Source organism: Enterococcus sp. LJL120 (assembly GCF_054871765.1).
The window spans coordinates 607315-634212 of the sequence record NZ_JBTXLV010000001.1; the positions used below are offsets into that span (position 1 = coordinate 607315).

A 26898-nucleotide genomic window follows, 5' to 3' on the forward strand; every position below is an offset into this window, starting at 1 on the left:
ATCTGTTCTTTTCGCCAAACTAAGCGCTTTTCTCAGCAAAACCAGCGGAGAAAGCGTTTTTTTGTGCTAAACTAAATAAGTCTTACTAGTAGTTATGGCTGAGTCAAAATCGTAAACTAGTTTCAAATTATATGACTTACCTTAAAAATCCCGAAGAATGTAAAGTTAAAAAAATTACCATAAAAATCATCTATAAGAAAAGAGGGCAAAACATGTCAGTTGGAAATCGGATTTATCTAAAGAGAAAGTTACCAGAAAAAAGTTTAGTGGCAAGGTTTGAAAAACTGCCGGCAGCTAATGTGGCCGATTGTATGAGTCGCAGTTTTACCTTTAGTCCAGAATTAAAGTTAATGAGCTCCCCAGTGAAAAAAATGTGCGGTGTCGCTTTAACGGTTAAAACCCATGCGGGAGATAATTTAATGGTCAGCCAAGCTTTGGAAATGGCGCAAGAGGGAGATGTTGTGGTCATTGCCAATGAGGGGCATCGCCAGCGGGCTATGCTGGGTGAAATTATGTATCGGTATTTGGCGGACTTTAAAAAAGTTGCCGGTATCGTTATTGACGGACCGATTCGTGATATTGATGTGATTGCTGATGAGAAGTGTCCGATTTACGCAACTGGTACGACACCGGCCGGTCCATATAAGTCAGGCCCGGGGGAAATCAATACTCCAATTTCCCTTGGGCATGTTGTGGTGATGCCAGGAGATATTATTTTAGGTGATCAAGATGGTTTACTGGTAATTCCTCAAGGGGATGCGCAAAGCTTGATTGAAAAGGCAGAGGAAAATGCCGCTAGTGATGCCGCAAAAGTTGCAGCAGCTAAAGCTGGAAAAATAGACCACAGTTGGCTAAAAAAAGCATTAACTGATGGTCAAGTTGAAATGATTGATGAGAGTTATCCTGGATAATCGAGACAAAATAAAAATGCGCTGAAGGTGAGCTGTCGCTGCTCATTCTTCGGCGCATTTTTTTTAGTTTAATTCTAAATATTTTTCTAGATAATCTGCCAAACCGTCTTCGCCGTTGGTTTTTTCGGTGACATCGTTGGCAACAGCTTTTACTTGATCAGTACCGTTGGCCATGGCAACGCCCCAACCAGCATAATCTAGCATTTCTACATCATTGTGTTCATCACCAAAAGCGATAATGTCCTCTTGTTGAAAGCCTAATAAATCGGCAACGTGGGAAACTCCTTTGGCTTTTTGAATGCCTTTAGCCACCACTTCTAAAATCGGATTTGGCCCGCCCCAAGTATTGACTTCTACATAATCGCCGTAATCTTTGACTAACTGTTCTGAAACGCTGAGGCTGTCGGGATTGTTGACCCGCAGCAATAGAGAATTTGGATTGGTAGTCATGTTCTTTGCGGACAAAATATTTTTTTCACTGGCTTTTTCTGAGGCAAAGAAGTTGCCATCAAAATGATCCAAAGTATCAATGTAGAAACTATTTTTATTTTCAGCAGCCACAAAATCTAAGTTCAGTTGTTGCTTTTGGGCTAAAATTTCAAAGGCAATGTCGCGATTGATTAAGGTTTCTAGCTCTCCAGACCAAACTTGATGAGGCAGGTGAACGAGGGCGCCGTTAAAATTAATCATCGGTGATGTTAATTTAAGCTGGGAATAAATATGTTCAGACATCCGGTAAGGACGACCGGTAGCAATGGTTACAGTGTGACCTGCTCGTTTGGCTTTTTCTAAAACAGCCGCTGTGCGGGGAGAAACTTGTGAATCTGTATTTAAAGTTGTGCCGTCAAGGTCAATCGCAATTAATTTTTTCATGAAAAACTCCTCATTTCTGAATCTATACGTTGTTCTAGTCTAGCACAGATTGGCTTGTGAAAAAAGTTATCTGCTAAAGTTTGAACAAATCATTTTCGATAAAACACGAACATTAAAAATTTGTTTAGAAGTTTTTGTATGGAAAACATTGCTATTTTTGCGAAAAGATTTTATAATCATGGCTTGTGATAGGGTAATATTTAACTTTAAGGAGGAAATCATCACATGGAAAAGTTCTTTAAATTGAAGGAGAACAAGACTACCGTTTCGCGGGAATTTGTGGCGGGTGTTACGACATTCTTTGCAATGAGCTATATTTTATTTGTTAATCCGAGCATTTTGTCGCAAACGGGAATGCCATTTCAAGCGGTTTTTTTAGCAACGATTATTGCATCAGTCATTGGAACGCTCGTTATGGGGCTGTTTGCTAATGTTCCTTATGCACAGGCACCGGGGATGGGGCTGAATGCCTTTTTCACCTACACAGTTGTTTTTGCGCTAGGTTACACCTGGCAACAGGCATTAGCGATGGTTTTCATTTGTGGACTTATTAATATTTTTATTACAGTAACCAAGATTCGTAAATTAATCATTCATGCGATTCCTGAAAGCCTGCAGCACGCAATTGGTGGTGGGATTGGGATTTTTGTCGCCTATGTGGGGATCAAAAACGCTGGCTTGCTTTCTTTTACCGTTGATTCAGCTTCTGTTGATTCTGCGACTATTTCTGGCGATTCGATCGTCAGCGCAACCGTCAATGGTGGAATTGTTCCAGCTTTGGCAAATTTCAATAATCCAGCAATTATCTTGGCGGTTATCGGTCTTGCGCTGATGGCAGTCTTAGTTGTGTTAAATGTTCGTGGCGGTATTCTAATCGGGATTGTGGCAATTACGATTTTAGGGATTTTAATGGGCGTTGTGGACTTGAGCGCCATTAACTGGACAGAAAATTCTTTAGGTAGTTCAATTTCTGAGTTGGGCACGGTTTTTGGGGCAGCATTTAGTTCTGAAGGAATGGGCTCACTTTTCTCTGACGCTAGTAAATTGCCTCAGGTAATTATGACAATCATTGCCTTTAGTTTATCTGATACTTTTGATACTATCGGGACATTTATTGGAACTGGTCGTCGGACGGGCATCTTTTCTAAAGAAGATGAAGAAGCTCTGGAAGACAGTAAAGGCTTCAAAACAAAAATGGATAAAGCCTTGTTTGCCGATGCAATTGCCACTTCAGTTGGCGCAATCTTCGGTACATCTAATACCACAACCTATGTGGAATCAGCTGCCGGAATTGGTGCCGGTGGCCGCACTGGTTTGACTTCAGTTGTTGTAGCTGCTTTATTTGCGATTGCTAGCTTCTTTTCACCGCTGATTTCAATCGTGCCGAATCAAGCGACAGCACCAGCTTTGATTATGGTTGGGGTCATGATGATGGCTTCCTTTAAAGATATTGATTGGACTGATTTAGAAGATGCAGTACCTGCATTTTTTGCTTCAATCTTTATGGGCTTGTGTTACAGCATTTCTTACGGGATTGCGGCCGGCTTTATTTTCTATACAATCATCAAAGTTGCCAAAGGTAAATTTGATGAAGTTTCTCCAATTTTATGGGTAGTGGATTTACTATTTATCGCTAACTTTATCATCTTAGCTGTTTTATAAAACTAAATAAAGGCCTCTAGCGGGAGACTTTCCAGTCTGTTGCTAGGGGCCTTTTTGTTTTTAACTGGCTAAGTTCGTTTGTCGGTAATCTTTTGGCGACATCTCAACTTTTTTCTTGAAGAGAAAACTAAAATAATTTGGATCATTATAGCCGATTTCAAAGGCGATATCGGATAGCCGCAAATCGGTCGTTAACAGCAGTTGCTTGGCCTTTTCAATCCGTTGATTGGTCAAGTATTCGATAAAGGTTGAGCCAGTGGATTGGGAAAAAATCGTACTGAAATGGGCAGCGCTGAGGCTGACAACTTCTGCCACTGATTTTAATGAGATATTGGGATCAGCAAAATTTTCCTTAATATAGTTTAGGGCTTGCTGAATAACGCTTTGATATTTTTGCATCATTGGATTGCCCTTTTTCGCCAACAATTGCGGCAGTAAATTAGCTAAAACTCCTTGAAAGGCTTGTTGATTATTTGGCGCAGTGGTCAATAGCTCAATATTATCCAACTCGATATCAATGTCATCAGGATCAATGTTTTCATTGCGATAAATCAATCCTTTCAGCTCTATCAAAATAAAAAAGCGAAACATGCGGGTCCGCTCAACTGTCCCTTGATCCTGGGACAGTTCGGCAATGAGGTCTGGAATTTCTTTTGCCGTCAAATCAGCTAAGCGTTGACTCAAATCAATTTTAAAGGGATTGGTGGGGGAGAGCTCGCCTTCTTTTAGATTATCTTCATAGCTCATGATTTTTTCCACCCGAATCAGACCATAACTATCCAGCATATCCTTAGCTTTGCGATAGGAACGGGGCAGGTCGGAAATCCGTTCGACAATGGGACCTGTGGCTACTACGAGATTATCGCTGCCGATTTCTAATTCATTGATTAAGGTTTGCGCCACTTGATAGCTTTTTTCTAAGACAGTCTTTTCATTGGAGTCAAAGATTAATAATTTGATAAAGCGGCTGGAAAGGCTGGAGAAAAAAATCTGCGGGTCGGTTTGATAAAGAAAATTTAGTTTTTCGGCATACTGTGTGTAGTCCCCTAAGAAATGTTCGTCTCGATTACTCACTAGCATGACATTGATTTTCTTGCCGACTAAGCTTTTTTGAAAGGGCTCAATCTGCTTGACGACATCAGAAATTGCGATGTTTCCCGAGAGTAAATTGTTTAAAAGCTGATTTTTTTGAGATTCAATTTTGATGACACTATCCGTTGAAGGTCCCTCCAGCTGTTTTTTTTGCTGGTCCAAATTTTTAACGGCTTTGGACAAGGCCTCCTCCAACTCGCCGCTTTTAATCGGCTTTAATAAGTAATCATCCGCCTGCACTTGAATGGCGGTTTTGGCGTATTCAAAATCATCAAAGCCGCTAATAAAGATTAAGCGGACATAAGGCAAGAGCTTGCGGGCTTCTTTGGCAAAGGTCAAGCCGTCCATAAAGGGCATTTTAATATCCGTTAAAATAATATCCGGTCGCAAATCTAAAATCGAGGACAGCGCTAGTTCACCATCTGCCGCCTCGTCGAGATATTCGATTGGTAGTTTTTTTGCCAAGTCGTTGACCTGCTGCCTGAGACTTTCGCGAATCAAATGCTCGTCTTCCACAATAAAGACCTTATACATGATTTTCCTCCTTGTTCAAGCTGGCTGTCAGTGAAGCGGCAGTCTCTTTGGAATGTTTTTTAGGAATTGCGATGTAAATGCTGGTGCCAGTTTGATAGACACTCTCAATTTTGAAACTGGCCTCACCATTATAGTTCAGCATAATTCGCTGGTAAACATTGTGCAGGCCATAGCCATTTTCAGATTCGCCAAGCAAACCTTCATTTAAATTATCAGTGATTTCCTGCAGCTTTTCTGGCGTCATGCCAATGCCGTTATCGCTGACGACAATTTGCCAATCAGTTGTCGTGGCAGTGACGGAAATTTCAATCAAGCCCCGTCTGCGGACAAATTTAGTCCCGTGATACACCGCATTTTCCACTAGCGGCTGTAAAATCATTTTCAAGATTTCTTCCTCTTTTAATTCCTCAGGATAACTGATTGTATAGTTCAGCATAGCGCCATAGCGAATCTGGAGGATTTTTAAATAATCCTCCACATGACGAATTTCCTGTTCTAAAGAAATCCAGTCCTTGCCTTTGCTTAAGGAAATCCGGAAGAAATCGGAGAGGGCATAGGTCATTTCAATCGCCTGCGAATAATCACCGGCTTCAATTAAAGAAACGATGGCGTCTAAACTATTATAGATGAAGTGGGGAGTTATCTGCGCCTGTAAGACGCGGATTTCGCTTTGGGCCAGATGATACTGCTTCAAGGCGTTTTCCTCTAAGAGCTGTGTTAAATCCTCAGCCATTTTATTCAAGCTATAGGTCAGGTTTTTCATTTCAATTGTGTCAGGAATCTCTGCCCGAAAATTTAACTCACCGTTAGACAATTTTTTCGACAGCTCGACTAAGTTTTTTAGAGGGTCTTCGACTTTTTTTCGTAAAAAACGGCTGTTGCGGCGAATGAAATAGAAAATGACTAATAAGATAACGCCTTGGGCTAATGTTAAAAGGAAAACAGAGCGAATCAGCTCTTGATTAGTCTGACTAGCCAAGTCAATTTCCAATCGAACAAAGCGGTCGAGAAAATCAATGACGCTAGCGACAACCGCCTCAGCGTTACTGAGAATGGCTTCGCCTTCTTCATAGCTTTCATCGTTTTCAACACTGGTCACCAGTTGATTTTGATAATCCTCTAAATTGCTGAGGGTCCTTAAGGCGACATCCAAGCGATTTAATTCGGAATTGCTTTGGACATTTTCTTGAATATGGTAAATATCCTCCCGCACCTCATCAATCACGTTATTAGCTTGAAAATCTTCAATACTAATTTGACCATAAGCCAGATCATACATGCTTTCTAAGGCACGGTCTCGCATGGTCTCGCTGACGGCATTGGCTTCTTGGATATTACCGATGGTTTGCTGGTAAATAAAAATTTGCCGCGTATAAAAAATCACACTGATTAATAAGGGAATAATGGCAATGGCAATCATGACGATATTGGTTTTGCGGAAAATATCTTTGATACTGCTATCCTTCATGGCAATCACCTAATAATTGCGGGGGGGAATTTGGCTAAAATCCATGTCATCGGAAAAAACCGTTTCATGGACATAAATTTCCTTAGGCAAATCCGTTTTGCCGTCTAAAAACCGTTTGATGGCGTTGCGAACATAAATCCCTTGATTTGGATTGCATTCCACCACACAATTGACCTCTCCCGCCTTTAATTTGTCGATCATATTTTTCTGGGCATCAATCGAAACGATAATAATATCCTTACCCGGTGCAACACCGGCTGCCTCCAAAGCCTCCATCGCCCCAAGAGTCATCTCATCGTTTTGACTAAAGAGAACATCAATTTGGCTGATATCTTTCTGTGCGATATATTCAGCCATCGCTTCTTTCCCTTTACGGCGAATAAAATCGCCACTGATGCTGTCGACGACTTGAATTGTTTGCTGATTGTCTTGGTAATTACGCTGAATGGTTTCAGAGAACCCTTCACTTCTTAAAATAGTCGGTGAGGCATTTACGTTGCCGGTCAATTCAAGGACATTGACCTCGCTGTATTCTTGATTGCGAAAATAATTGCTCACATATAAGCCAGCCCGGTTGCCCTCGGCTTTAAAGCTCGGACCAATGTGGGTGACCATCAGCTCTTGGCCAGCACCTTCTTCAAGAGCCAGCTCGGCACTTTTTTTTAAGGTTTCTTGGCTGACTTCAATACTGCGGTCAACCACAAAGACAGGAATATTAGCTTTTTGTGCTTCTAATAAAATATCATCCCAACCAGATTCTTGCAGAGGAGAGAGGACGATAATGTCAACATTATAGGAAATAAAACTGCGAATATCTTGAATCTGCTGCTCCAAGCTGAGATAGGCATTGCGATACAACACTTCATAGCCTTCTTTTTCCAATTCGGTTTGAACCGATTCAGTATGCTGCTTACGCCAATTGCTCTCAGTTCCCAATTGAGAGAAACCGATTACAATTCTAGGAATGCTCACATCAGTTTCACTATCAGCTGTAGTGGTAGTAGTAGAACACCCGTTTAAAAATAAAAAGAAAAATAACAATACCACTAATTTTTTCAATTTAAATCAACTCCTCTAATTGGCCTTATTATAACAGATTTTTATAGGTTTATTTTCCTATTTCAAGGCAATCAAAAGAAATCCAAGTTTTTCCAAAAATAAATCAAGTTTTTTTTCGCAATTTTGAAATGTCGGAAAAAAAATAAAGATTTTCCCAAAAAAACTCAATGTAAGCGGTTCAAAAATAACCTATACTAAGTCCGTAAAGAAAATTATTTGGAGGGATCAAGATGAAGTTCAATATGAAAAAGGCAGCAGCAGTAGTTGCAACGTTAGCTTTAGGGGTGTTATTGGTAGGTTGCGGTTCCAGCGGCGGATCAGATTCCGGCGGCAGCGGCGACAAGGGCTATGTTGGGATTGCCATGCCAACGAAATCAGCAGAACGCTGGATTGAAGATGGCAACAACATGGTGGATCAATTAGAAGAACTTGGATACAAAACAGATTTACAATACGGGGAAGATAAAGTTGAAAACCAAGTAGCCCAAATTGAAAACATGATTACTAAAGGCGTGGACACGTTAGTTATTGCGTCCATCGACGGTTCAGCTTTAACCGATGTATTGGAAAAAGCCCACAATGAAGACATCACTGTCATTGCGTATGACCGTTTGTTAATGAATTCAGAATATGTAGATTACTACGCGACCTTCGATAACTTTAGCGTTGGGGTATTACAAGCTTCTTATATTGAAGATAAATTAGACTTAGAAAATGGCACCGGACCATTTAACATTGAATTATTTGGTGGTTCACCAGATGACAACAACGCCTTAATCAATTACAACGGTGTGATGTCAGTCTTCAAACCATATTTTGACAGTGGCCAACTAGTTTGCCAATCAGGTCAAACGGATTTCAACCAAATCGCAACCCTGCGTTGGGATGGTTCAACTGCCCAAGCGCGGATGGATAATTTATTGAGTGCTAACTATACAGACAAAGAATTAGACGCTGTCTTATCACCATATGATCCAATTAGTTTGGGGATTATTTCTTCCTTAAAAGGAGTTGGCTATGGTTCAGCGGATCAACCATTACCAGTAATTACTGGTCAAGATGCAACGATTGCCGGCGTGAAATCCATTATTGCTGGTGAACAAACTGAAACTATCTTTAAAGACACTCGGGTTCTTGCTGAAAATACCATCGACATGATTGAAGCCTTGGCTAATGATGAAGAAGTGCCAGTGAACGATACTGAAACTTATGACAATGGTGTAAAAGTAGTACCAACTTACTTGGCAACGCCAGTTTCTGTAGACAAAGATAATTATGTTGCAGAATTAATCGATACTGGTTACTACACTGAAGCAGATTTGAGCAACTAATTACAAAGTAAAAACTGAGAATGAAGGGGCACAAGCTAATTTCTCAGAAAAAAATAGTTGTAGATTTGCGCCGAGGACCTACTGGACCGTAGGCGCAAATTTACTTTAACAGATGTTGGCTTAAAAAAGTTACAAGCTACTTGATAGAGAGGGTGAATTCAATGTCAGATTATATCCTGGAGATGAATAATATCGTCAAGGAGTTCTCTGGAGTGAGGGCCTTAAGTAATGTCAATCTGAAAATTGAACGGGGAGAAATTCATGCTTTGTGCGGCGAAAATGGTGCCGGCAAATCAACGTTGATGAATGTGTTAAGCGGATTGTATCCTTATGGAAGTTATGAAGGCGACATTATTTATGAAGGCGAAGTCTGTAAGTTCAAAGATTTAAGAGATAGTGAAGAAAAAGGGATTGTGATTATTCATCAGGAATTAGCTTTGAGCCCTTATTTATCCATTAAAGAAAATATTTTTCTCGGCAACGAACAAGCTAAACACGGTGTTATCGATTGGGAATTAACGGAAAAGAAAACCGAGAATCTTTTAAAGACTGTCGGACTCAAAATTAATCCGAATATTTTAGTTTCTCAAATCGGTGTGGGTCAACAGCAATTGGTTGAAATTGCCAAAGCTTTTTCTAAATCTGTACGCCTGCTAATTTTGGATGAACCAACGGCTGCTCTTAATGAAGAGGAAAGTGCCAATCTACTTGGTCTAATCAAAGAATTTAAAAATCAGGGAATTACTTCAATTATTATTTCCCACAAGCTTAATGAAATTGTTAGTGTCGCCGACCGCATTACCATTTTGCGGGATGGGGAAACGATTGAAACGTTGGAAAATTCAATGATTTCTGAAGAACGCATCATCAAAGGCATGGTTGGTCGGGATTTGACGAACCGCTATCCTGAGCGGCATCCGAATATCGGCGAAGTCTTTTTTGAAGTCAAAGACTGGACAGTCCATCATCCAATCGATAGCTCACGGGTGATCAACAAAGATATCAACTTCCATATCCGCAAAGGCGAAATTGTCGGTATTGCCGGCTTGATGGGAGCTGGTCGGACAGAATTTGCCATGAGTGTTTTTGGTCATTCTTATGGTAGCAATATTTCTGGACAAGTGATTAAAGATGGTCAAGAGATTTCGGTTAAAGATGTACCGGCCGCCGTTAAAAACGGCCTAGCCTATGTGTCAGAAGACCGTAAGGCACTTGGTTTAAATCTTTTAATGGACATTCGTGAAAATACAACGATTGCCAGTCTTGGGAAAATTAGTCATGCCGGTGTCATCGACAAGGAAAAGGAAATTGTCGATGCCGAGGAATATCGCAAGCGGATGCATACCAAAGCCAGCTCGATTTTCCAAAAAGTAAGCAGTCTCAGTGGCGGGAACCAACAAAAAGTTGTCTTGTCAAAATGGCTGATGACAGAACCGGATATCCTGTTTCTTGATGAACCGACCCGCGGAATTGACGTGGGGGCCAAGTATGAAATTTATACCATCATTGAAGAAATGGCGGCTGCCGGTAAAGGAATTTGTATTATTTCTTCTGAGCTGCCGGAAATTTTAGGGATGTGTGATCGGATTTACACCATGAATGAAGGCCGCATGACCGGTGAAGTAATGCGGGCGGATGCGAATCAAGAAATGCTGATGAATCTTATGACTTTGGAAGAGAGTGTGGTTTAAATGGAATCAACCGATAAATTAAAAGAGAAAAAAGGCAGCTCCTTAAAGGACAAAGCCTTAGAAATTTTTAGTAAATATAGCATGGTCATTATTCTCGTTGTCCTCTTAATTGCCTTTCAAGTGATGACTGAAGGAATCTTTTGGCGGCCATTAAATATTACCAACTTGGTTTTGCAAAATAGCCATATTTTAGTTTTGGCAGCTGGCATGTTGTTAGTCGTTCTCTTGGGACACGTTGACTTATCCGTTGGCTCCGTGATGGCCTTTGTCGGTGCGATGGCCGGCTTAATGATGGTTAATAATAATATGAGCCCGTGGATTGCCGTACCTGCTTGTTTATTACTTGGAGCAGCGATTGGTGCTTGGCAAGGCTTCTGGGTCGCTTATGTTGGAATTCCCGCTTTTATCGTGACCTTATCCGGACTATTAATGTTCCGAGGCTTAACACAAGTTGTTTTAGGTGGCCAGTCCTTAGCACCATTTCCAACGGCTTTCCAAAAAATTTCGACTGGCTATCTACCTGACATTATGGGGGGAGAACATATTCATTTCCTCTCCATGATTATCGGCTTTATTATCACGGCTATTTTAATTTTTAATCAATGGCGGGCACGGGAACGCCGCCGCAAAAATGAATTTGAAGTAGAATCGATGACGACCTTTCTTTTGAAGGCTGGCTTTACGGCTGTAGTTTTCTTAGGTGTCTCTTATATCTTTGCCTCTTATCAAGGCTATCCAGTTATCTTGATTTTACTTGGAGTTATCGTTGCTGTTTATGGATTTTTAACTAATAAAACCGTAGCTGGTCGTCAGATTTATGCAACCGGGGGCAATAAAAAAGCCGCAGAACTTTCCGGGATTAAAACGAAAAAAATTACCTTCTTAGTCTTTGTCAACATGAGCATGATGGCCGCTCTAGCTGGTTTGATTTTAGCAGCCCGCTTGAACGCTGCCACACCACAAGCCGGTCAATCAATGGAATTAGATGCGATGGCTGCCGTTTACTTCGGTGGTGCTTCTACCTCAGGTGGTATCGGAACGATTATGGGGGCAATCGTCGGTGGTTTAGTGATGGGTGTCTTAAATAATGGGATGTCAATTCTTGGTGTCGGTGTCGATTGGCAACAAGCCATTAAAGGTTTGATTCTCCTCTTGGCAGTTGTCCTAGACATTTACAACAAGAAACGTAAAATTTCTTAAGGAGGTAAAAGCATGGTCGATCCAAATGCAAAAACCATTCTGCTGATTTGTACAGCCGGTATCACTTCAGGTCTGCTGGTGAAAAATATGCAGACAGCAGCCGATGAACAACGTTTAAATCTGCACATCTATTCGGCACCGGCAATTATTGCCGAGCAGATTATTCAAAATCAAAAGGTCGATGTCTTAATGATAGGACCGCAATCAGAATACGAGATTGCCCGCTTAAAGGATTTTTTAAATTATAAAGCCGTTCCTTATAAGCTTATCAAAAAAGAAGATTATGAAACATTGGACGGCGAGGCTGTCTTAAAAGATGGCTTAACCCTCTTAAACTAGTTTCCTCCAAGATTTATTTTGTTTTTTCATAAAAGGTAGGTGCTTTTCGATTTTAGCTAGGAAAAGCCAAAATTGTAAAGCAGCTGCCGCACCCTCTGAAGGCTATAGGTCAGGCAAAAGGATGTAACAGCCAGCGATAAATCGGCTGGACACCTTTTGCTGTATCCTATAGTTTTTTTCAATTGAAGAAATCCCGTCGGAAATTTTGAAAATATTCTTACTTTTTGCTGAAAAAGGAGTATAGTAGAAACGAAAGGGTGGTAAAGAGGTATTATGAAGATTAATTGGCGGAAGAATTTATTGATTTCTTGGATTGGCTGTTTTTTTACAGGGGCAAGTTTTAGTCTGGTGATGCCCTTTATTCCTGTTTATATTGAACAATTACATACACCAGCCGACCAAGTGGAATTATTTTCTGGTCTGGCAATTTCGGTCACGGCTTTTGCGGCCGCTATTTTCTCGCCAATTTGGGGTAATTTAGCTGACCGGCGAGGCCGTAAAATGATGATGATTCGGGCGGCTGCCGGTATGACCGTTTCCATGGGGGCCTTAGCTTTTGTGCCAGATATTTATTGGCTATTAGCTATGCGGTTTTTGACGGGAGTTTTATCCGGCTACATTCCAAATGCGACTGCCATGATTGCCTCCCAAGCGCCTAAAGAAAAAAGCGGCTGGGCGCTGGGAACCTTGTCGACTGGTGCCGTTGCAGGTTCATTAATCGGCCCTTCTTTGGGTGGTGCTCTAGCCCAGTGGTTTGGCATGAGCAATGTCTTTATCATCACAGGAGTGGTGTTAGCCATCACCACATTACTGACAGTCTTCTTAGTGAAGGAAGATTTCCAGCCACTGCCAAAGGGCGAGATGATGTCCTCCAAAGAATTATTTGCTAAGATTGATCGTAAATCAATCTTAATCGGCCTGTTTATCACCACCTTGATTTTACAATTAGGGGTCACGAGTATTACACCGATTTTAACTCTCTATATTCGCCAATTAAGCGGCGATATGAACAATATTTTATTTGTTAGCGGACTGATTGTTTCAATTGCCGGTGTGTCGGCGATGATTTCGTCACCGATTTTAGGCCGCTTAGGCGATCGTTACGGCAGCCACCGGGTTTTATTGGGCGGCTTGATTTTGTCCTTCTTATGCTTTGTGCCGATGGCTTTTGTAACCTCGCCATTTCAATTGGGGGCTCTGCGCTTTTTGCTAGGCTTTTCCACCGGCGCATTGATGCCTTCCATTAACACTTTAATCGGCAAAATCACCCCCTTTGAAGGAGTCAGCCGGATTTATAGCTACAATACAATGTTTAATAATTTTGGTCAGGTCTTAGGTCCACTAGTGGGCTCAACAGTTGCTTCAACCTTAGGCTACGCTAGCGTTTTTCTTGTAACTAGCGCCTTTGTGTTGATGAATATCATTTTATCCCTGTTTAATTTTAGAGGATTATTGAAACGAAATTTTGATTAAGCATCAAAATGAAGAATAATAAAAAACCAGCTACATGTTGCAAACAGCTGTTAGCTAAGCCCTCTTTGTCAGAGGCTTAGCTAATAACAGCGAATGATTGCATGTAACTGGTTTTTCGATTATATTTAAGATTGATTTGAAGATGTGTGGGGTTTGGCTCCATAACGGATTAAAATAATGATAACACCGGCAATCAGTGAAACAATTGTCGAAATTTTAAAATCAAAGGCAGTGGCCGCTAAAGAGCTGGCAATATAACTAATTACTTGGCCTAAGATAAAAGCCCAAAATAAGGTAACTACATAACGCATGACCTGCACCTCTTTTCTCACGCTTAGTTTAGCACAATCTATAAAATAAAGTAAAGAAAACTCTCTAGATAAACTTAGAAATTTTCATGAAAGGATAACGAGAATGCTGCCTCAGTTAAATACGACTACCAGCTTCACCTTATTGCAAAGTACCTTAAAAATTAAGTCATTGGTTGAAACTGCCAAAGCTCGTGGCTATCAAGCTCTGGCCATTGCTGATCATAATGTTTTGACGGCAGCGGTGGAATTTTTCCAAGCCTGCCAGAAAAATCAGCTGCAGCCAGTGATTGGTCTACGCTTGGATTATCAGATTCCTGACCGTGATGGAGTCTTTCAACTAGTAGTCTATGCCAAAAATGTAGATGGTTATCAGCAGCTATTGCAACTTTCTACCTATAATATGACCCATGACAAGCCATTATTCCTTGAAGAACAAGCGGAAAACTTCAGCGAGTTAGTCGGAATTTTACCGGCGGACAATGAGCTACGGACAAATGATCGGTTCAACGAAGCCTCAGCAAGTCGGCTCCCTTTTTTTCAAGACCTGTTTAGCGACAAGCAATTTTATTTTGCTGTGGAAGTGCCTGACTTAGAAACTGAAAATGTTTGGCTAGCCGAGCTGCAAGCGCAAGGCTTGCCGCTAATCGCTTTCCCTAGTGTCCGCTATCTAAATGCCAATGAAAGCTTTGCCGTCAAAGTGATGCAGCACATCAATGACGGAACGATTTTGGAGGAAAATCTGAATGATGGGTTTCGCGATATTCGCGGCACTGAATTTTTACGGAATGCTGCTGAAATCACCGAACTCTATCAGCGTTTAGGATTTTCTGAGGCGGTTATCACTGCTGAAAATTTAGTCGCTACGTGCCAGTTTGAATTGCCACTCCATCAAAAATTACTACCCCATTATCAATTGCCGCAAGGGGAAACCGCTGCTAGCTATCTAGCCAAGTTGTGTCAGCAAGCTCTAACCAAGCGTGTGCCCACCGGGGATGGTCGTTATACTGAGCGATTAAATTACGAATTAGAAATCATTCATTCCATGGGCTTTGACGATTACTTTTTAATCGTTTGGGATGTCATGGCCTTTGCCCATCAAAATAAAATTGTGACCGGAGCAGGACGGGGCTCGGCTGCCGGCTCACTGGTGGCATATTTACTAGAAATTACCGATGTAGATCCGATTCAATATGATTTATTGTTTGAGCGGTTTTTAAATCCAGAGCGTTATACCATGCCAGATATTGATTTGGATATCCCTGATAATAAGCGGGATGAAATTTTACAGTATGTTCAAGAAAAATACGGCCATTTTCACATGGCGCAGATTGCGACATTCGGAACCATGGCAGCAAAAATGGTCTTGCGGGATGTGGCCCGCGTTTTCGGTTTATCCCAAAGCGAAGCCAACCGTTGGAGTCAAGCGGTACCAAACCGCTTGAAAATTACTTTGCCCCTTGCTCTTGAAGATTCAAACAAGCTGCAAACTTTAGCCGGCCAATCAGAAAAATATCAACTGCTGTTAGAGACCGCCATGCAATTAGAGGGTCTGCCACGACACGTTTCAACTCACGCAGCTGGCGTGGTTATCAGCGATCAAAACTTAGTCGAGCTGGTTCCGTTGCAAACGGGTTCCGATAATATCTTATTAACGCAATTTACCATGAATGACGTGGAAGCCATTGGCCTGTTAAAAATGGATTTTCTAGGCTTGCGCAATCTTTCTATTATTGATGACACCTTGAAAGGGATCAAAAAAGGGTATGGAATTGAATTTGACTATAAGCAAATTCCCTTAGATGATTTACCGACAATTGAGCTCTTTCAAAAAGGGGCTACTAGCGGAATTTTTCAATTTGAATCAGCGGGTATTCGCAATGTTCTGCGGCGTCTGGAACCTAATGGGATTGAAGATATTGCCGCCGTCAATGCCCTTTATCGCCCCGGCCCTATGCAAAATATTGACACCTTTATTCGCCGGAAAAAAGGCCAAGAGCCAATTCGCTATCCCGACGATAGCCTAGCAGAAATTTTAGGGAATACCTATGGCGTCATGGTTTATCAGGAACAGGTCATGCAGGTGGCTTCAAAAATGGCGGGCTTTTCACTGGGGCAAGCCGATATTTTACGGCGGGCCATCAGCAAGAAGAAAAAAGATGTCTTAGATGAACAGCGGCATCTCTTTGTCAGTGGGGCTATAAAGCAGGGCTATTCTGAAGCAAAAGCCAATGAAGTCTATGACTATATCGAACGCTTTGCTAACTACGGCTTTAACCGTTCCCACGCTTTTGCTTATTCCTTTGTCGGCTTTCAAATGGCCTATTTGAAGGTTCATTATCCGGCGCCTTTTTATGGCGCACTGTTGCATTCGGTGCGGCATAATCCAGCAAAAATTAAAGAATATGTCAGTGAGGCCCGCAAAAACGGCGTGGAATTAATCGCTCCTTCAATCAATCAAAGCAGCTACAGCTTTAAAATTATTGATCAAGGGAAAATTTTATTTGGCTTGAGCGGCTTAAAAGGCCTGCGTCGCGATTTTATTTTAGAAATTTTAGAAGAACGGCGGGTGGCGGGACGCTATACCAGCTTTGATCAATTTTTAATTCGCACCCATAATAAATGGCTTAAGCTGGAAAATCTGCGGCCATTAGTGGCCATCGGTGTGTTTGATGAAATCGAGCCTAACCGCAAGCAATTGATGAACAATTTGGAAAGTAAAATTCAAAATACGATTTATAGCGGCGGTAGTCTAGATTTATTAGGTATTATGGAATTAAAAGAGGCCGAGCTACCGGATTATACCTTAACTGAGCGTCTTAACTTGGAAGAGGAATATTTAGGCATCTATCTCTCTGGCCATCCGACAGAAGGCTTCCATAAATTACGCAAAGCGAAAAAAATTCAAAGCATCACCGATAGTCTAGCGGGTCAAAAAAATCGTGTTCTGTATTATTTACGGGATTTACGGGAGATTCGCACCAAAAAAGGCGAGTTGATGGCTTTTCTTGAAGGCAATGATAGCACAGGCGAAATCAGCGTGACTATTTTCCCCCAATTGTATCGTAGAGTGATGGGTATTTTGGAGGTCAATCAAGTCTATTACATTGAAGGCAAGGTTGAAGAGAGCAGCTATAATCAAGAGCTCCAGTTACTAGCGGAAAACATTCAGCAGGCTAGTCAAATGGAAGGGCAGATTGCTGACCAAACTGCCTATCTCAAAGTCATTCCTGAAAATGATACAAAGGAATTTTTGCAAAAACTACAGGGGATTTTGCAGCGTCACAGCGGACATATTCCCGTGATTGTCTTCTTTTCTGGTAGCGGGCGCAAAATTCAGTTGGCAGAAGCTTTTTGGGTGGATGACAGCCGGGAAGCAGCCGAACAATTGAAATATCTTCTTGGAAATGAAAATGTAGTTTTCAAAAATATCACAAATTAGAAGTAAAGTATTTTCATTTTTTTCAACTTTTTAGGGGTTAACCAAGACTTTTCCTAATAGATTATGGTAAAATGGGTCTCGTGGAAAAATCAAATTTTCAAAAACTCAGAAACTGGTTTTCAGTCTGAGAAGTAAACTAATGAGGTGACATATAAATGAAGCGCATTGGAATCTTAACAAGCGGTGGCGATGCACCGGGAATGAACGCGGCAATTCGTGCCGTGGTGCGTAAAGGTATTTATGAAGGATTAGAAGTTTATGGCATTAACTATGGCTATGCTGGGTTAGTTGCTGGAGATATTCGCAAACTGGATGTTGCTGATGTCGGTGATATCATTCAGCGGGGTGGGACCGTGCTTTACTCTGCCCGCTATCCAGAATTTGCTACAGAAGAAGGTCAATTAAAAGGCATCGAGCAATTAAAAAAATTCGGAATTGAAGGCTTAGTAGTTGTCGGTGGTGACGGCTCTTATCATGGAGCAATGGCTTTGACTAAACACGGCTATCCAGCAATTGGTATCCCAGGGACGATTGACAATGATATTCCTGGAACTGATTTTACCATTGGTTTTGATACAGCGATTAACACGGTCTTAGAATCTGTCGATAGAATTCGTGATACAGCGACTTCTCATGTCCGGACCTTTGTCATTGAAGTGATGGGTCGTGATGCCGGTGATATCGCATTGTGGTCAGGTGTGGCCGGTGGGGCTGATGAAATTATCATTCCTGAACATGACTTTGATATGGCAGAAGTTGCCAAAAGTATTCAAAGCGGCCGAGAACGGGGCAAAAAACATTGCCTCATCATTTTGGCTGAAGGGGTAATGGGAGGCAATAAATTTGCCGAAGAATTGTCTGCTTATGGCGATTTCCATACTCGGGTCTCTATTTTAGGTCACGTGGTACGGGGTGGTTCACCATCTGCACGAGATCGTGTCTTAGCTAGTAAATTCGGCGCCTATGCTGTTGACTTGTTAATGGCAGGTAAAGGCGGCTTATGTGTAGGCATGCTTGAAAACAAAGTCGTGGCAGCCGATATTATTGATACTTTAGAAAACAACAAGCATAAACCTGATTTGTCTTTATTCGATTTAAATAAACGTATTTCTTTCTAACGTTAAATTGCTCTTGAAAGAATGCATTTAAAATAAAAAAATATAGAGGAGCGTTTTTCTGTAATGAAAAAGACTAAAATTGTCAGCACTTTAGGACCAGCCAGTAACACAGTAGAAATTATTTCTCAATTGATTGAATCTGGAGCCAATGTATTTCGTTTCAACTTCTCCCATGGAGACCATGAAGAACAATTAGGTCGGATGGAAATGGTTCGCCAAGCTGAAAAAGCAATTGGCAAAGATGTTGCCATCTTGTTAGACACTAAAGGTGCTGAAATTCGGACTACCGTTCAAGACACTACTGAAGCGGATTACGGTCGTGCTGGCTATATTCAATTTACAGCTGGTGACAAAACTCGCATTTCAATGGACCCTGAATTAAAAGGGAAAAAAGAAAAAATCGCTGTCACATATCCTGGTTTATTTGATGATGTGCATGTGGGCGGTCACGTATTATTTGATGACGGCTTGATTGACATGCAAATTCTTGAAAAAGATGCTGTTAACCGTGAACTAGTTGTTGAAGTGAAAAACACTGGTATGCTAGGCTCAAGAAAAGGGGTCAATGCACCAGGCGTTTCAATCAGCTTACCTGGTATCACTGAAAAAGATGCAGATGATATCCGTTTTGGTTTAGACAACGATATCGACTTTATCGCAGCAAGTTTTGTTCGTAAAGCACAAGATGTATTAGATATTCGTGAAATTATCGAAGAAAAAAATATGAATCACGTGCAAATCTTCTCTAAAATTGAATCACAAGAAGGTATCGATAATATCGATGAAATCATCAAGGTTTCTGATGGTATCATGGTTGCTCGTGGTGACATGGGTGTCGAAATTGCGGCTGAATTAGTACCATTGGCTCAAAAACGTATCATCAAAAAATGTAACCTTGCAGGTAAATCTGTTATCACAGCAACACAAATGTTAGAATCAATGCAAGAAAATCCTCGTCCAACCCGCGCTGAAGCGTCTGACGTTGCCAATGCGGTCTTTGATGGAACAGATGCAACCATGTTATCTGGTGAATCTGCAAATGGGGATTATCCAGTTGAAGCAGTTGCAACAATGGCTAGAATTGACGAAGAAGCAGAACAAGCTTTATCGGAAATGGGTACTTTCCAAATCAATCAATTTGATAAAACCGATGTAACTGAAACAATTGGTTTATCAGTGGCTCGTGCGGCGAAAAACTTAGGCGTTAAAACAATCGTTGCAGCGACTGAATCGGGTTATACTGCGAAAATGATTTCAAAATATCGTCCAGAAGCTGATATTTTAGCGGTTACCTTTGATGAAAGAACCAAACGTGGTTTGATGTTAAACTGGGGTGTCTTCCCAACCGTTGCTGAAAAACCAACAACAACTGATGAAATGTTTGACTTGGCAGCTAAAAAAGCCGTTGATTTAGGCTTTGCTGAAGAAGGCGACTTAATCTTAATCACAGCCGGTGTACCAGTTGGCGAACGTGGAACTACTAACGTTATGAAAATCCAATTAATCGGTTCTAAATTATTAGACGCTCAAGGTGTTGGTGAAAAAGCAGTTGTTGCCAATGCAGTGATTGCTAACTCTGCTGAAGAAGCAAATGCTAAAGCGAAGGATGGCATGGTCTTAGTTGTTCCAACAACTGATAAAGATTACATGCCAGCTATCGACAAGGCAGCAGCTTTAGTTGTTGAAGAAGGCGGCTTAACAAGTCATGCAGCAGTAGTCGGAATTGCCAAAAACATTCCGGTTATCGTTGGCGCACAAGATGCCCGCAATCTGATTGCGGATGGTGAATTAATCACCGTTGACCCTCGTCGTGGCATTGTCTACCGTGGTCAAACAACAGCTATCTAAAAGATAATCTCTCTAGAGGTTGTGACATTAGTCAAAAACAGAAACGAACTTAACGGACACTATCTTGTAAGAAAGATTAAATATTGTCATTTTGCGACGAGAACCTATTGGACTACAGTCTCAAGCAAAGTATGGTTTGGGTTTCTATCTGTTAAAGAGACTAATGTTGCAGCCTCTTTCTCATTGAAAAGCCAGAAGAAGGCAATGTAAAGGGACCAGCAAAAGTTAGCCCAAAATGCTAATTTTTGCTGGTCCTTTTGCAATTTACAATAGTAACTGCACTTTTTATTCTCATGTTTTGTCACAAGGTCACTTTATCCCGGCAACACCATTAACCGTTCAGGTGTAATCTCTTGAAAACGAATCGGCTTTTGATAAAAGTCCGATAGATTTTCCTTAGTAAATAAGGCTTTTCTTTGACCCTGATCAAAAATTTGACCATCACGAATCATCAAAAGGTGATCAAAGGTCGGCAAAAGCTCCTCCGTGTGATGGGTGACAAACAATAGAGCTGGTGAATTTTTTTCAGCAGCTAAGCGGTCAATGCGGGCTAACAGTTCTTCTCTAGCAAAGAGATCTAGTCCGTTGCAGGGTTCGTCTAAAATTAACAGCTCCGGGTCAGCCATTAAAGCGCGGCTAATTAAGACAATTTGCCGTTCCCCTTGAGACAATAGCTTATAAGGACGCCCAATTAATCTCTTGGCATCAAAGGAAAGTAAAATATTTTTAGCCTGCTCCATGTCTTCAACAGAATATTTTTGATAGATACCAATACTGGCAAATTTTCCTGATAACACGATTCTTTCAGCGGTTTCGGATTCATGAATCCGATATTGCAATGCAGTCGAAACCCAACCAATCCGTTTTTGTAGCTCTGGAATTGACGTGTGGCCAAAGACTTCGCCTAAAACCTCCAAACGGCCTCTAGAGGGCCAGAGGCTGCCGGTGATTAGCTGCAGCAGCAAAGTTTTGCCAGCGCCGTTCAGCCCTAGAATACCCCAGTTTTCCTTTTCCTGCATCTGCCAATTAATTTCAGATAGTAATTTATGCTGCTCCCGAATCAGTGAAACATTTTCAAATGAAATAATTTCCATAGTAAACACCTTCTTTTCTATAGCATTACTATAAAATATCCCAGCCAATTTGCCTACTGTTTTTAGCAAAAAGCGGTAAAAAGTCAAAATGAAAAGGTGTCAAGAAAATTTCATTGACAAAGGTTTTTAAGCCCTGTATAATAGCTTTTGTTGCGTAGAGGTGAGAAGATGAAATGGTCATTATTAGAACTTCGGAAATATCAGGAAACACCTTTAGAATTTTCCGAAACTCTTGATTTAAAGCAAAATTTAATCAAACGTGATGGCTCCATTTTAGATTTGGAACCAGTTGTTGTGGAAGGAATTTTAACTGTCGACAAAGCTGCCTATATTATTCATTATCGGGTGCAGACAGTTATCACAATACCTTCGACGCGTTCTTTGGAACCAGTAGTCTTGCCAATGGACTTTACGGTGGATGAAGTATTCATGACACCAGAACAGTACAATCGGCGAGAGGATTTGATTCCTGAAGAAGAGATTATCATCTTAGACAAGGATTCAATTGATTTAGATGAATCAATTGAAGACAATGTACTCTTGGCAATCCCCACACGGGTTTTGACGGAGGCAGAGGAGCATGCGGACAAATTACCTGAGGGTGATGGTTGGCAAGTGATGTCTGAAGAGGACTATCTTTTACAACAAGAACAAGCAGCAGATCAGCTTGATCCTCGTCTAGCTAAACTTTCAGAATTATTCTCTGACGATGATTCGAAATAAACGCTAGATTGGAATAAATTTGCAGGATGTTTCTGCAAAAATTTATAAAGGAGGTGTTTGTCAATGGCAGTACCAGCTCGTAAAACTTCTAAAGCGAAAAAAGCAAAACGTCGTACTCATTACAAATTAACCATTAACGGTTTAAATGAATGTCCTAATTGTGGTGAAATGAAGAAAAGCCATCATGTATGCTCAAATTGTGGCTACTATGACGGAAAAGACGTTATGACTAAAGAAGAAGCATAAGACATTTTTGAAATGTCGAAAACCCCGAGACTAACCATGGAGTCTCGGGGTTTTCTTATGACGGATGTTATTTAGTTTTTTTCACAAACAAATACTATTTTGTTTCAATTATTAATTTCTTAGGATATAATGAGAGAGATTAGGGAGAATTCCCATTTTTTTAGGAGGTACCAAAATGACAAAACAACAAATCGGTGTTGTCGGCATGGCCGTCATGGGTAAAAACCTAGCACTGAACATCGAAAGCCGCGGCTACTCTGTCGCTATCTATAACCGGACGGGTTCTAAAACCGAAGAAGTGATTGCTGAACATCCGGATAAAAATCTGCACGCTGCTTTTACTGTAGAAGAATTCGTGAACTCATTAGAAACACCTCGTCGCATTTTATTAATGGTCAAAGCTGGCGCTGGAACAGACGCGACTATCCAATCGCTATTACCTCACCTTGATAAAGGGGACGTTTTAATCGATGGTGGGAACACCTACTTTAAAGATACGATTCGCCGCAATGAAGAGTTAGCTAATTCTGGTATCAACTTTATCGGCACCGGCGTTTCTGGTGGTGAAAAAGGCGCCTTGGAAGGCCCCTCTATTATGCCTGGTGGCCAAAAAGAAGCGTATGATTTAGTAGCGCCAATTTTAGAAGAAATTTCGGCTAAAGCAGAAGACGGCGCACCATGTGTGACCTATATCGGCGCAAACGGTGCCGGTCATTATGTCAAAATGGTTCATAATGGGATCGAATACGGCGACATGCAATTAATCGCTGAGTCTTATGATTTAATGCAAAATATTCTAGGCTTATCTGTTTCAGAAATGGCAGATATTTTCAGCGAATGGAACAAAGGCGAATTGGATTCTTACCTTATTGAAATTACTGCTGACATTTTAACTCGTAAAGATGATGAAGGCACTGGCAAACCAATTGTGGACGTTATTTTAGATGCTGCAGGGAATAAAGGCACTGGTAAATGGACCAGTCAAGATGCTTTAGACTTAGGTGTGCCATTATCATTGATTACTGAATCTGTTTTTGCCCGCTATATTTCAGCCTATAAAGAAGAACGGGTGGAAGCCAGCAAAGTCTTACCGAAACCAGCACCATATAATTACGCTGGTGACAAAACGGAATTGATTGAAAAAATTCGCGAAGCTTTATACTTTAGTAAAATCATGAGCTATGCCCAAGGATTTGCACAATTACGTGTCGCTTCAAAAGAATACGATTGGGACTTACCCTTTGGCGAAATCGCTAAAATTTGGCGCGCTGGTTGTATTATTCGAGCTCGCTTCTTGCAACGCATTACCGACGCCTATGACAAAGATGCGGATTTGAAGAATTTATTGTTGGATGACTATTTCATGGAAATTACCGCGAAATACCAACAAGCTGTTAGAGATGTTGTGGCGATTGCTGTTCAAGCAGGGATTCCTGCACCAACTTTCTCAGCAGCGATTGCTTATTTTGATTCATACCGGGCAGAACGTTTACCGGCCAACTTAATCCAAGCACAACGAGATTACTTTGGTGCCCACACCTATGAACGGACAGACAAAGAAGGCATTTATCACTATAGCTGGTACCACGAAGAATAATTCGCAGAAGAGAATGTTAGCGAAGAAAGGAAAATTGAATGAGTAGTATTCTAATCATTGAAGATGAAAAGAACTTGGCTCGCTTTGTTGAATTGGAGTTAAAGCATGAAGGCTACACGACAGAAGTTCATTACAATGGACGGACTGGCTTAGAAGCTGCCCTTGAGGAAGAATGGGATGCTATCTTGCTGGATTTAATGTTGCCTGAATTGAACGGCTTAGAAGTTTGCCGACGGGTACGTCAGGTGAAAAACACACCCATTATTATGATGACGGCCCGTGATTCGGTGATTGATCGGGTTTCTGGTTTAGATCACGGTGCAGATGATTATATCGTTAAGCCCTTCGCTATTGAAGAGCTGTTAGCACGCTTAAGAGCCTTATTGCGCCGAATTGACATTGAAGGCGATAAAAATATCGCCAAGCAAACGACATTAACCTACCGCGATTTGACGATTGAAAAGGAAAATCGAGTGGTGCGTCGTGGTGAAGAGATTATCGAATTGACGAAACGTGAGTATGAACTACTGTTAACTTTAATGGAAAACATTAATGTTGTTTTAGCTCGAGATGTTTTATTAAACAAAGTCTGGGGTTATGAAACAGAAGTTGAGACAAACGTTGTCGATGTTTATATCCGTTACCTCAGAAATAAAATTGATGTTCCCGGAGAAGAAAGCTATATCCAAACTGTACGGGGAACAGGCTATGTGATGCGTTCATGATAAATAGAAAACAAGTAGAACTGAAGGGGCCCTCTTTGACTGTCAAGTGGGCCTTGGCAAGTTCTTTCTTTATATTCGTTGTTTTTACAATATTTGCTGTTATTACGTATCAACGGACGGTCAGCCTGATGGCGTCGAGGGAGCAGGCCAACGCTGAAACAACCATGACTGATACAGTAGCTCGTCTAGCTCAAGCTGATCAAGAATTATCGACAAGTTCGGTTGTGACCTATTTGTTTAACTCAGCCGATGAGGTAACCGATAATTCCAACGATCAGACTGTTTATGAAATTGATGGGTTATACAGTGAATTAGGTCAGGAAGACTTGAATCTGACAATTTTCGATTTGTCAGAGGAACCGATTTTCCAAACACAAGCAGCCACGCAAGATTTCGCCGGAACAGATGTCAAAGAAGCAGACATCACCACCATCAGTAATGAAACTGGCCTGCTTTCAGTTGAGCCGATTCGTTCAGTCACAACCAATCAAGTAGTTGGCTATGCCCAAATCTTTTATAGCCTTAGCAGCTTTTACGAAATTCGTGAACGCTTGTTGCTGACCTTAGTTGTTTTAGAAATTATTTCATTAATATTATCCAGCTTTTTAGGTTTTTTGCTCTCCAGTTACTTTTTGAAACCCTTAAAAGTTCTCAGGAATACGATGGAAATTATCCGTAATGATCCAGAATCTGACGCCCGGATGCCCGAAATCAAGACAAATGATGAACTCGCTGATATCTCAGAGAATTTCAATGAAATGTTAGATCGTATGAAACTCTATATTGAAAGTCAAAAACAATTCGTAGAGGATGTTTCCCATGAACTCAGGACACCGGTGGCGGTCATTGAAGGTCATTTAAGTATGCTGAACCGCTGGGGAAAAGATGATCCAGAAATTCTGCAGGAATCCATTCTAGCAAGCCTCCAAGAAATTAGTCGGATGAAGACTCTCGTTCAGGAGATGCTCGATTTGTCTCGAGCACAGCAATCGGAAATTCTTTACAAAAACGAAACTTCTAAAGCCAAAGAAGTTATCTATCAAGTTTTTAATAACTTCAAAATATTGTATCCAGAATTTACCTTTACTCTAGATGACGATTTACATGAAGAAGTCGATGTTAAAATCTATCGCAATCATTTTGAACAGTTAATCATTATCATTTTAGATAATGCTGTCAAATATTCAACAAATCGCAAAGAAGTGCATATATCAATCTCCCGCAATAGCACTGCTTTTGAGTTAGCTATTCAAGATTTTGGTGAAGGAATCACAGAAGAAGATTTAAAGAAAATCTTCAATCGCTTTTATCGAGTAGATAAAGCTCGTGCTCGGACTAAGGGTGGGAACGGGTTAGGTTTATCAATCGCCAAACAACTTGTTGAGAATTATAAGGGAACAATTTCGGTCGATAGCTCAGTAGGTCATGGTACAATTTTTAGAATTACATTACCACTTGTTGTAAAATAACAGATATCTTAAGAGGATTCAGAGCCGTAGTTTTGAATCCTTTTTTTATTTGCAAAATATCGAAGTTTTCGAGGAGAGATTTCGGCTTCTTTTAGTTCAATTTCCGAACAATCTTGAAGGAATTAAAGAGAGTGTTCCGATAATAAAAAAAATAGCAAAAAGCGTGATTTATCTCTTGCATTCTTGCTGTAAGATTGGTATATTTTATCTTGTCCTTGTGAAAGAAATAATTCGTTTAAGAAATTTGAAATTTCTTGTTGACGAATCTATAAAGGCATGATAGACTAACAAAGTCGCTTGAGGATGAGGAGTTTAAGATAACAAAACTTCAAAAAAATTCACAAGCCAGCAACGAAACTTTTCTAAAAAAACTTTTTGAAAAGTTATTGACAATCAGTTGAAAAGCTGATAAGATATAAAAGTTGCTGAAACAACAGATTCGCTTCTTTTTGAGAGGCTGAATCGCAACATGTAGACCTTTGAAAACTGAACAAAGCAAACGAACCAATGTGTAGGGCGTTCTTGATATTCAAGAACAAAATAAACATTGCAAGCAAAAGCTAGCAAACAATTAATGAGCTAACAATCGCAAGATTGTGCAAACACTTTTATTATGAGAGTTTGATCCTGGCTCAGGACGAACGCTGGCGGCGTGCCTAATACATGCAAGTCGAACGCTTTTTCTTTCACCGGAG

At 40.8% G+C, this 26898-nt stretch carries 21 protein-coding genes and 1 rRNA gene; 16 read left to right on the forward strand and 6 right to left on the reverse strand.

Going from position 1 to position 26898, the window contains the following annotated elements; translation table 11 throughout:
* Window positions 1-212 precede the first annotated feature (212 nt).
* The gene (locus tag ACYSNU_RS03035; RefSeq protein ID WP_461735728.1) at window positions 213-911 is read left to right on the forward strand and encodes an RraA family protein; all 699 of its coding nucleotides are present in this window, start codon (window positions 213-215) and stop codon (window positions 909-911) included.
* Between the two features lie 63 nt (window positions 912-974).
* Here the strand turns inward: ACYSNU_RS03035 and ACYSNU_RS03040 are convergent, their stop codons facing one another.
* The gene (locus ACYSNU_RS03040) at window positions 975-1784 is read right to left on the reverse strand and encodes a Cof-type HAD-IIB family hydrolase (protein ID WP_461735729.1); all 810 of its coding nucleotides are present in this window, start codon (window positions 1782-1784) and stop codon (window positions 975-977) included.
* A 225-nt stretch (window positions 1785-2009) separates the two neighbouring features.
* On the opposite strand from ACYSNU_RS03040, the gene ACYSNU_RS03045 reads away from it, so the two are divergent.
* On the forward strand, window positions 2010-3446 hold the full coding sequence (locus tag ACYSNU_RS03045; protein ID WP_461735730.1) for an NCS2 family permease: 1437 nt from the start codon (window positions 2010-2012) through the stop codon (window positions 3444-3446).
* Between the two features lie 60 nt (window positions 3447-3506).
* Here ACYSNU_RS03045 and ACYSNU_RS03050 read toward each other — a convergent pair whose 3' ends face one another.
* The 3 genes from ACYSNU_RS03050 to ACYSNU_RS03060 are packed head-to-tail and all read right to left on the reverse strand — an operon-like array spanning window position 3507 to window position 7599.
* Entirely contained in the window at window positions 3507-5072 is a 1566-nt protein-coding gene (locus ACYSNU_RS03050; protein ID WP_461735731.1) for a response regulator, read from the reverse strand.
* Window positions 5065-6540, reverse strand: a complete 1476-nt coding sequence (locus ACYSNU_RS03055; RefSeq protein ID WP_461735732.1) for a sensor histidine kinase — start codon at window positions 6538-6540, stop codon at window positions 5065-5067. The genes ACYSNU_RS03050 and ACYSNU_RS03055 overlap by 8 nt, the downstream gene beginning before the upstream one ends.
* Before the next feature lie 9 nt (window positions 6541-6549).
* The gene (locus ACYSNU_RS03060; protein ID WP_461735733.1) at window positions 6550-7599 is read right to left on the reverse strand and encodes an ABC transporter substrate-binding protein; all 1050 of its coding nucleotides are present in this window, start codon (window positions 7597-7599) and stop codon (window positions 6550-6552) included.
* A gap of 230 nt (window positions 7600-7829) precedes the next feature.
* Here ACYSNU_RS03060 and chvE point away from each other — a divergent pair, with 230 nt between their 5' ends.
* The 5 genes from chvE to ACYSNU_RS03085 all read left to right on the forward strand — a co-directional run bounded on the left by chvE (window position 7830) and on the right by ACYSNU_RS03085 (window position 13633).
* Entirely contained in the window at window positions 7830-8930 is a 1101-nt protein-coding gene (chvE, locus tag ACYSNU_RS03065; RefSeq protein ID WP_461735734.1) for a multiple monosaccharide ABC transporter substrate-binding protein, read from the forward strand.
* Window positions 8931-9091: 161 nt separating this feature from the next.
* Window positions 9092-10621 (forward strand): multiple monosaccharide ABC transporter ATP-binding protein, encoded by a 1530-nt coding sequence (gene mmsA, locus ACYSNU_RS03070; protein ID WP_461735735.1) that lies wholly within the window; start codon window positions 9092-9094, stop codon window positions 10619-10621.
* Window positions 10622-11821 (forward strand): multiple monosaccharide ABC transporter permease, encoded by a 1200-nt coding sequence (mmsB, locus tag ACYSNU_RS03075; RefSeq protein ID WP_461735736.1) that lies wholly within the window; start codon window positions 10622-10624, stop codon window positions 11819-11821.
* Between the two features lie 12 nt (window positions 11822-11833).
* The gene (locus ACYSNU_RS03080) at window positions 11834-12160 is read left to right on the forward strand and encodes a PTS sugar transporter subunit IIB (protein WP_461735737.1); all 327 of its coding nucleotides are present in this window, start codon (window positions 11834-11836) and stop codon (window positions 12158-12160) included.
* Window positions 12161-12433: 273 nt separating this feature from the next.
* On the forward strand, window positions 12434-13633 hold the full coding sequence (locus ACYSNU_RS03085) for a multidrug efflux MFS transporter (RefSeq protein WP_461735738.1): 1200 nt from the start codon (window positions 12434-12436) through the stop codon (window positions 13631-13633).
* Window positions 13634-13758: 125 nt separating this feature from the next.
* On the opposite strand, the gene ACYSNU_RS03090 is transcribed toward ACYSNU_RS03085, so the two are convergent.
* Window positions 13759-13944 carry a YjzD family protein gene (locus ACYSNU_RS03090; RefSeq protein ID WP_265455122.1) on the reverse strand — a complete coding sequence of 62 codons (186 nt, stop codon included), beginning with the start codon at window positions 13942-13944 and terminating at the stop codon, window positions 13759-13761.
* Between the two features lie 103 nt (window positions 13945-14047).
* Between ACYSNU_RS03090 and dnaE the strand changes: the two genes are divergently transcribed.
* The 3 genes from dnaE to pyk all read left to right on the forward strand — a co-directional run bounded on the left by dnaE (window position 14048) and on the right by pyk (window position 20349).
* Window positions 14048-17383: a DNA polymerase III subunit alpha gene (dnaE, locus tag ACYSNU_RS03095; protein WP_461735739.1), complete on the forward strand. Its 3336-nt coding sequence runs from the start codon at window positions 14048-14050 to the stop codon at window positions 17381-17383.
* Between the two features lie 155 nt (window positions 17384-17538).
* Complete coding sequence (pfkA, locus tag ACYSNU_RS03100) at window positions 17539-18501, forward strand: 6-phosphofructokinase (protein ID WP_461735740.1); 963 nt, start codon at window positions 17539-17541, stop codon at window positions 18499-18501.
* A gap of 63 nt (window positions 18502-18564) precedes the next feature.
* A complete protein-coding gene (gene pyk, locus ACYSNU_RS03105) occupies window positions 18565-20349 on the forward strand; it encodes a pyruvate kinase (protein ID WP_461735741.1) in 1785 nt (594 codons plus the stop codon).
* Window positions 20350-20663: 314 nt separating this feature from the next.
* Here the strand turns inward: pyk and ACYSNU_RS03110 are convergent, their stop codons facing one another.
* Window positions 20664-21443: an ABC transporter ATP-binding protein gene (locus ACYSNU_RS03110; protein WP_461735742.1), complete on the reverse strand. Its 780-nt coding sequence runs from the start codon at window positions 21441-21443 to the stop codon at window positions 20664-20666.
* A gap of 168 nt (window positions 21444-21611) precedes the next feature.
* Here ACYSNU_RS03110 and ACYSNU_RS03115 point away from each other — a divergent pair, with 168 nt between their 5' ends.
* The 6 genes from ACYSNU_RS03115 to ACYSNU_RS03140 form a co-directional block, all read left to right on the forward strand.
* Window positions 21612-22166 carry a YceD family protein gene (locus tag ACYSNU_RS03115; RefSeq protein ID WP_461735743.1) on the forward strand — a complete coding sequence of 185 codons (555 nt, stop codon included), beginning with the start codon at window positions 21612-21614 and terminating at the stop codon, window positions 22164-22166.
* A gap of 63 nt (window positions 22167-22229) precedes the next feature.
* The gene (rpmF, locus tag ACYSNU_RS03120) at window positions 22230-22412 is read left to right on the forward strand and encodes a 50S ribosomal protein L32 (protein WP_265455110.1); all 183 of its coding nucleotides are present in this window, start codon (window positions 22230-22232) and stop codon (window positions 22410-22412) included.
* Window positions 22413-22587: 175 nt separating this feature from the next.
* The gene (gndA, locus tag ACYSNU_RS03125) at window positions 22588-24009 is read left to right on the forward strand and encodes an NADP-dependent phosphogluconate dehydrogenase (protein WP_461735744.1); all 1422 of its coding nucleotides are present in this window, start codon (window positions 22588-22590) and stop codon (window positions 24007-24009) included.
* A 38-nt stretch (window positions 24010-24047) separates the two neighbouring features.
* Window positions 24048-24734, forward strand: a complete 687-nt coding sequence (locus ACYSNU_RS03130) for a response regulator transcription factor (protein WP_461735745.1) — start codon at window positions 24048-24050, stop codon at window positions 24732-24734.
* Complete coding sequence (locus tag ACYSNU_RS03135) at window positions 24731-26203, forward strand: HAMP domain-containing sensor histidine kinase (protein ID WP_461735746.1); 1473 nt, start codon at window positions 24731-24733, stop codon at window positions 26201-26203. The genes ACYSNU_RS03130 and ACYSNU_RS03135 overlap by 4 nt, the downstream gene beginning before the upstream one ends.
* A 609-nt stretch (window positions 26204-26812) precedes the next feature.
* Window positions 26813-26898: ribosomal RNA gene (locus tag ACYSNU_RS03140) — 16S ribosomal RNA — on the forward strand; the annotation flags it as partial.